We start from the raw sequence: 7,198 nt of genomic DNA, 5'->3' as shown, positions 1-7,198 counted from the left end.
TGCGCTCACCCCGCCAGCCGGTCCATTACCCCAGCCGCGATCTCGAACGAGTGCAGTCGCGCAACGTGATCGTAGATCTGGCCCGTGGTCATCAGTTCGTCCGCGCCGGTCTCGGCGATCAGAGCCTTCAGCTTCGCTTCGACCATGTCAGGCGAGCCGACCGCCGAGCAGGACAGCGACTGCCCGACCATGGCCTTTTCCGCCGGCGACCACAGCGCGTCCATGTCGTCGACCGGTGGCGGCAGCGGGCCGGGCGTGCCGCGGCGAAGATTGATGAACTGCTGCTGCAGCGAGGAGAACATGCGTTGCGCGTCCGCCTCGCTATCGGCGGCGAACACGTTGACGCCGACCATTGCATAGGGCTTGTCCAGCTGCGCCGACGGCTCGAACCGCGCGCGATACTCGCGCAGCGCCGGCATCATCATCTGCGGCGCGAAATGCGAGGCGAACGCGAACGGCAGACCGAGCATGCCTGCGAGCTGCGCGCCAAAGGTGCTGGATCCCAGGATCCACAGCGGCACCTTCGTCCCCATGCCCGGCACGGCGCGGATGGTCTGGTTCGGCTTGACGTCGCCGAGCAGCGCCTGCAACTCCAGCACGTCCTGCGGAAAATTCTCGGAGCTGGTGGCGAGATCGCGGCGCAGCGCGCGTGCGGTGAACTGGTCGGTGCCCGGCGCCCTGCCGAGCCCAAGATCGATCCGCCCGGGAAAGAGCGAGGCCAGCGTGCCGAACTGCTCGGCGATGACCAGCGGTGAATGGTTCGGCAGCATGATCCCGCCGGAGCCAACGCGGATGGTTTTGGTGCCGCCCGCGACATGCCCGATCACCACCGACGTCGCCGCGCTCGCGATGCCCGTCATGTTGTGATGCTCGGCCAGCCAGAACCGTTTGTAGCCCCAACCTTCGGCGTGCCGGGCGAGATCGAGCGAATTGCGGAACGCTTGTGACGCGTCGCCACCCTGGCGGATGGGTGCGAGGTCGAGCACGGAGAAGGGGATCATTTCGGTACCGAAGTGGAGGAGGATGACGCGCGGCGGCTGAGAATACATGTAGTGTCGGCGCGTAGGATGGGTAGAGCGCAGCGAAACCCATCATGCGTCTTCATCGAACAAGGCTCGATGGGTTTCGCTTCGCTCTACCCATCCTACGAAGCTGTTCGAGCGGCCTAAACCCCATTCACAACACCGTCATCGCGCCCCGTTCCACCCCTCGCCCCAACTGGGCGTCTCGCGTCTGTTGTTGTACCATTCCCGGAGCCACTGCTCTGTTGCAGGAGGAACCGACATGACCACGGTCCTACTCAATCGCCGCAACCTCCTTGCCGCTGGCGGCTCGGCCCTCGCCACCGGGATTTTGGCAACCGGCGTTTCCGGCCTGCTGCCGGCCGCCCGCGCGGACGGGCTCGCGCCGACCGAGACGATGTCGGGCGGCGCGAACAATTACCGCAAGGGCGCAGCGATCGTGGAGCGGATCGGCAAGGGCGGCTTCTGGATGAGCGGCACCGTGCGCCGCGCCGGCGACGGCGCGCCGCTCGCAAGCCAGCGCATCCAGATCTGGGCGCACACCACCGAGGGACAAGAGCACGAGCCGCAGAGTCATGGCGCCACGCTCACCGACAAGGACGGCAAGTTCCGGCTCGAGATGCCGCAGATCATTCCCATCTTCGGCCAGCCGCATGGCCATCTCGCCTATGACAGCGGCGAGTTCAAAACCGTCTTCCTGCGGCCGGTGATGCGGAGCCCAAAGGAAACCAGCCTGGAAGCGCATTTCGTGCTGCAGCCGGCCTGACCGCATTGCGAATGAAAGGGTGGCGATCGGCCCGGGCGCCCCTGATCTGGGTCGCCCTTGCCTTGGCCATCGGCGTGCCGATCGCCGCCGCCGCAACAAGCGAGCAACTCGCATGGCGCGGCCCGCTCTACATCCTCGCCGGCTTCGCGGGCATCGTCGCGCTCGGTCTCGTGCTCGCTCAGCCCCTGCTAATCGGCGGATATTTGCCGGGCCTGTCGGCCTATCGCGGCCGGCGCGCCCATCGCTGGATCGGCGGCGCGCTCGCTCTGGCGGTGGTGATCCACGTCGCCGGCCTCTGGATCACCAGTCCGCCCGATATGATCGACGCCCTGACCTATACCTCACCGACGCCGTTCTCCCCCTTCGGCGTGACCGCGATGTGGGCCATCTTCATCGTTGCGGTCCTGGCCGCGTTGCGCCGCCGCCTGGGACTGCGGCTGCGCACCTGGCGCATCGTCCACATTCCCCTCGCGATCGTCATCGTCGCAGGCAGCGTGGCCCATTGCCTGCTGATCGAGGGGACGATGGAGACAGCCTCGAAGGCGGCGCTGTGCGCGCTCGTGCTCGCAGCGACCGTCAAGCTCATGGCTGACCTCTGGCGAAAGCGGACGCTGCGCGGTGAGAGTGCGTAGGGGTGGTAAGCGTAGGGTGGGCAAAAGGCGCGTAGCGCCGTGCCCACCATCTATCTACCTATCACAGTGGTTGGTGGGCACGCTTCGCTTTGCCCACCCTACGAGACACGAAACTTCCGCTGACCTCTTTATTCCAACATGTCGGCTTCGTCAGCGCCCGCATCTGCCCTGCTTGCCGCGGATGGCGGTGAAGATTATCCTCGCGCGATGGCCGTCAGTGTCCCCGACCTGAAAGCATTCCTGCTCGCCACACCGTTCTTCGGCGGTATCCCGGATCAAAGTCTCGACCTCCTGATGTCGATGCTGGTCGAGTGCCGATTTGATACCGGAGCAACCGTCGTGACGGAGGGCGAGCCCGGACGCTCGCTGTTCATCGTCAAATCCGGCCGGCTGGCGGTGAGCAAACGGGCGAATGCGGGGCGCGTGATCCCGATCTCCGTTCTGGAGCCCGGCGATTTCTTCGGCGAGATGACGCTGATCGAAATGCAGAATCGTTCCGCCACGGTGATCGCGGAGAGTCCGACGGTGCTGTACGAGCTGACGGCCCAAAAGCTCTACGCCTGCTACAAGGCCGATATCCATGCCTATGTGATCGTCCTGCAAAACATTAATCGCGAGCTATGCCGACGGCTTCGCCGGTCTGATGATCGGTTTACCGGGCACAGTGCGTAGGATGGGTAGAGCACTGCGAAACCCATCATATTTCGTCACCGAACGAGGCCTCGATGGGTTTTGCTGCGCTCTACCCATCCTACGAGCTGAGATGTTTTCATGGGCACGTTCTATACCGACGAGCAGATACAGGAAGCCGTTGCTGCCTTAGAGGACCACACTCCCGGTATCTTCGAGAGAATGAAGAAATTGGCTTCAGTCAACGATCCGTTTAGCGATGAACAAGAAGCAGAACTAGGAGCCGTCGTAAGAGTTCTCACCATCGTTCTGCCGAAAGCGTCATACGTGGTGCATGCTGAAGACGAAAATGAAGCGAGAGCGCGCCTCAGCATAAACCTGGGCGACGTTGTTCGCGCTGTACTCGCATCAGATGAAGACGATTCCCAATAACGCCCGCCATGGCCGCCTAAGGCTAACGTCGGTCATGCCAATCTGACCCGTCGGACAAAACACCCACCTTCCGCAAAATCCCGTCAATCCCCTCTCACAAAAATATTCCACTTTACCGAAATTCGGAATCACAGTATCAATCCACCATCCCGGTCCAGGGAGAGGGGCGATCGTCCGTCGTAACGAACGTGGATCGGGGGGTGGTGGACGCGGCAGCGTCGGGCACGAAGGCGGGGACCAGGGCGAGATGAACCTCGTGAGGTCTTGTCTAGCGTGCGGACGAACGGCGCCAACGCCCTGCGAAGTCCTTTTGGGCGAAGCAGGACGTGTCCGGCGAAGCCTCTTGGCGAAGCCGGATCGCTGCGTACGGCAAAATCGTGTGGTCCTGGCCGTCGTTGCTACGGTCAAGCCTTGCGGAGATGGATCGGGGCTCTACCGGGTCTTTGTCCATCGTCAATTCGCAAGGCGACGGTGACAAAAAGGAACTCGTCGCCGGGGAGAGCGCGGCATAAGCCGTCAACCCACTGCGCAGGGAAGGCCGAGTGTTCGGCGTCACCTGTATGCTGCTGTGCGGTCTCTTTGCGCTACACTTTCGCGCAGCGGACCGCGGGTGCCAGCCGGCACCCGGTCTTCCCTGCGCCCTCTTCACAGAGGAGAGCCAAGGTAAAAAAAGCAAAACTCGGGCATCTCATGCCGCGAGAAGGCTGCTTCATGTGCGATTTGAGCGAGGGAATGGTGCTGCCAGACAGGATTGAACTGTCGACCTCTCCATTACCAATGGAGTGCTCTACCACTGAGCTACGGCAGCATGTGCTGGGGTAAGAATCGGCCGCCACGAGGGGCCTACCAAGCGGGCCGATATCTGCCACAAGCCCCCCTCCTGTGCAAGCTTGCTAGCTCCGCCAAAGCGATAAAATCGGGTCGATATCGGGGCCAAAATGCCTGTTTTGGCTCGAAACGGCCGACTTTCCGCGGATTCGGTTCCGATATCCCCACCCAACTGGCCAGTTGCCCGATGCGCCGGATTCGATCCATTTCGATTTTCGCACGATCGGATCGCGCGGCCCTCTTGAGCTGCCTTATTCCTCGGGCATGTTATCGCCGATCGCTGTAATGGACCTCGATGGCAGACCAGAACGACAAGAGCACGAAGCAGGACTCCAGACAGGCGAGGGCGTCCCGCGACGACCGGCTCAAATCGGCGCTGCGCGAAAACCTGAAGCGGCGAAGGATGCAGGCGCGCGAACGGGCCGCAAGTGGCGGCCCCTCGCAGAACGAAGATGATTCCCTAAATGAGGGGACCGCCGGCAAGATAGCCGACAAGACCGGCGACTAGAATTTTTTGGAGTGCATGGCCGTGGCAATGGGGCAGGACGAGCAGCAACGACCCGACGGTGACGCGCAGATGTCGCGGTTCACCCGCCCTGAGCAGACCTTTCCGGCGCTGACATCAGCCGAGATCGAGCGGATGAGGCATTTCGGTGAGGTCCGCAACTACGCCGATGGGGAATTCCTGTTCGAGACCGGCAAGCCCGGGCCGGGCATGTTCGTCGTGCTGAAGGGCCACGTCGCCATCACCCAGCGCGACGGCCTTGGCCATGTCACCCCGTTGATCGACCAGGGGCCGGGGCAATTTTTGGCCGAGTTGAGCCAGCTCTCGGGACGGCCGGCGCTGGTCGACGGCCGCGCCGAAGGCGATGTCGAGACGCTGCTGTTGCCACCGGAGCGGCTGCGCGCGCTGCTGGTCGCCGAGGCCGAGCTCGGCGAGCGCATCATGCGCGCGCTGATTCTGCGCCGGGTCAATCTACTCCAGGGCGGCGTTGGCGGCGTGGTGCTGATCGGTCCGTCGCATTCGGCAGGCGTGGTGCGGTTGCAGGGCTTCCTCACCCGCAACGGTCAGCCGCATCATCTGCTCGATCCCGCGCGCGATCGCGACGCCGCCGATGTCATCGCGCGTTATTCGCCCAAGCCGGACGATTGGCCGCTGGTCGTCACCCCCGATGGTGCGGTGCTGCGCAATCCCGGCGAAACCGAGCTTGCGCGCGCGATCGGCATGATCGGCGGCCCGCGCAACGACCGCATCTACGACGTCGCGATCGTCGGCTCTGGACCGGCCGGGCTCGCTACCGCCGTGTATGCCGCGTCCGAAGGCCTCTCGGTCGCCGTGCTCGACACCCGCGCCTTCGGCGGCCAAGCCGGCGCCAGCGCGCGCATCGAAAATTATCTCGGCTTTCCGACCGGAATTTCCGGCCAGGCCCTGACCGCGCGCGCCTTCAACCAGGCACAAAAGTTCGGCGCGGAGATCATGATCCCGGTGACGGTGAAGTCGCTCGACTGCACGCGCAAGGACGGCGCGTTTTCGGTGGCGCTCGACGGCTGTGATCCCTTGCATTCGCGCGCGGTGGTGGTCGCAAGCGGCGCGCGCTATCGCCGGCCCGAGATCGAGAACCTCGACAAGTTCGAAGGGCGTGGCGTCTGGTATTGGGCCTCGCCGGTCGAGGCGAAGCTGTGCGCCGGCGAAGAGGTGGCGCTGGTCGGTGCTGGCAACTCCGCGGGGCAGGCCGCTGTTTTCCTGTCGGGGCACGCCAAGAAAGTGCTGATGATCATCCGCGGCGGCGGGCTTGGCGCCAGCATGTCGCGCTATCTCATCGAGCGCATCGAAGCCACGCCGAACATCGAACTGATGTTCAACACCGAGATCACGGCGCTCGAAGGCGACGAGGCCTCGCTACTGCGGCGCATCCGCTGGAAGAGCCGGCTGTCTGATGACGAGGATTTCGCGGATATCCGCAATCTCTTCCTGTTCGTCGGCGCCGATCCCGCCACCAATTGGCTCGACGGCTGCGGCGTGACGCTCGATCGCGGCGGCTTCGTCGTCACAGGCGCGCAGTCCGAGCAGAACCAGGGCCGACTGGTGGCGCCGCTGGAGACCTCGGTGCCCGGCGTCTACGCCGTCGGCGACGTCCGCTCCGGCTCGGTCAAGCGCGTCGGCGGCGCCATCGGCGAAGGCGCGCAGGTCGTGGCCTCCCTGCACGGCTTCCTCGGCGACGCCGCAAAACCGGCGCTTTAGTCAAGCAGAAGACGAGCGGACGGCAAGCCGAATCTGGCTTGCCATCTTGCCGGGTGATGCGTGACTATCTCCCCTCATCCTGAGGAGCGGCCGCAGGCCGCGTCTCGAAGGATGAAGGCCCAGCTGCCAAAGCCGGGCCTTCATGGTTCGAGACGCGTGCTTCGCACGCTCCTCACCATGAGGATCTAACAGAACAAATTTCAACGGGAGGACTAAATGGCTGAACTCGTCGTGCTCTACAAGACGCCCAAGGATGCTGCGGCCTTCGACAAGCATTATGCCGAGACTCACATCCCGCTCGCCAAGAAACTTCCCGGCTTGAAGAAATACGCCGTGAGCACGGGCACGGTCGGCTCCCCCGCCGGACCTTCCGGAATTCACCTCGTCGCCATTCTCACCTTCGACAACGTCGCCGCCATCCAGTCGGCTTTCGGCAGCGAAGCAGGCAAGGCGGCCGCCGGCGACGTGCCGAAATTCGCCAGTGGCGGCGCCGACCTCCTGATCTTCGACACCAAGGAAGTCTGAGCCGCCGCGAGTTTTGTCGTGTAGCCCGGATGGAGCGATAGCGTAATCGGGGGGCCCCGCGGTTTGTGTGGGGGTAACCCGGGGGGAGAGTAGGGGGGGCGCGCGGGAGCCCCCCCACAAA

The 7,198-nt window shown here is 64.0% G+C and carries 8 protein-coding genes and 1 tRNA gene; 7 read left to right on the top strand and 2 right to left on the bottom strand.

The genetic code is table 11. The features are described 5' to 3' along the window. Positions 1-5: 5 nt before the first annotated feature. Positions 6-1,001, bottom strand: a complete 996-nt coding sequence (locus tag AC0L3A_RS35490; protein ID WP_354127102.1) for an LLM class flavin-dependent oxidoreductase — start codon at positions 999-1,001, stop codon at positions 6-8. A gap of 283 nt (positions 1,002-1,284) precedes the next feature. On the opposite strand from AC0L3A_RS35490, the gene AC0L3A_RS35485 reads away from it, so the two are divergent. The 4 genes from AC0L3A_RS35485 to AC0L3A_RS35470 all read left to right on the top strand — a co-directional run bounded on the left by AC0L3A_RS35485 (position 1,285) and on the right by AC0L3A_RS35470 (position 3,482). Beyond that, positions 1,285-1,788: a peptidase associated/transthyretin-like domain-containing protein gene (locus AC0L3A_RS35485; protein ID WP_219682463.1), complete on the top strand. Its 504-nt coding sequence runs from the start codon at positions 1,285-1,287 to the stop codon at positions 1,786-1,788. A gap of 11 nt (positions 1,789-1,799) precedes the next feature. Next, positions 1,800-2,420 (top strand): ferric reductase-like transmembrane domain-containing protein, encoded by a 621-nt coding sequence (locus AC0L3A_RS35480; RefSeq protein WP_473256113.1) that lies wholly within the window; start codon positions 1,800-1,802, stop codon positions 2,418-2,420. 207 nt (positions 2,421-2,627) lie between these two features. Beyond that, the gene (locus AC0L3A_RS35475) at positions 2,628-3,092 is read left to right on the top strand and encodes a Crp/Fnr family transcriptional regulator (RefSeq protein WP_219682461.1); all 465 of its coding nucleotides are present in this window, start codon (positions 2,628-2,630) and stop codon (positions 3,090-3,092) included. Between the two features lie 99 nt (positions 3,093-3,191). Continuing rightward, a complete protein-coding gene (locus tag AC0L3A_RS35470) occupies positions 3,192-3,482 on the top strand; it encodes a hypothetical protein (protein ID WP_219682460.1) in 291 nt (96 codons plus the stop codon). 733 nt (positions 3,483-4,215) lie between these two features. Here AC0L3A_RS35470 and AC0L3A_RS35465 read toward each other — a convergent pair. Next, a tRNA-Thr gene (locus AC0L3A_RS35465) sits at positions 4,216-4,290 on the bottom strand. Positions 4,291-4,605: 315 nt separating this feature from the next. On the opposite strand from AC0L3A_RS35465, the gene AC0L3A_RS35460 reads away from it, so the two are divergent. The 3 genes from AC0L3A_RS35460 (at position 4,606) to AC0L3A_RS35450 (ending at position 7,077) form a co-directional block, all read left to right on the top strand. Next, complete coding sequence (locus tag AC0L3A_RS35460) at positions 4,606-4,818, top strand: hypothetical protein (protein WP_219682459.1); 213 nt, start codon at positions 4,606-4,608, stop codon at positions 4,816-4,818. 27 nt (positions 4,819-4,845) lie between these two features. Continuing rightward, the gene (locus AC0L3A_RS35455) at positions 4,846-6,552 is read left to right on the top strand and encodes an FAD-dependent oxidoreductase (RefSeq protein WP_035993727.1); all 1,707 of its coding nucleotides are present in this window, start codon (positions 4,846-4,848) and stop codon (positions 6,550-6,552) included. Between the two features lie 216 nt (positions 6,553-6,768). Then, positions 6,769-7,077 carry an EthD family reductase gene (locus AC0L3A_RS35450; protein ID WP_473256112.1) on the top strand — a complete coding sequence of 103 codons (309 nt, stop codon included), beginning with the start codon at positions 6,769-6,771 and terminating at the stop codon, positions 7,075-7,077. Positions 7,078-7,198 lie beyond the last annotated feature (121 nt).

The sequence above is a fragment of the Bradyrhizobium sp. MI1.3 genome (assembly GCF_055811695.1).
This window is presented reverse-complemented; position numbering and strand designations above follow the sequence as displayed.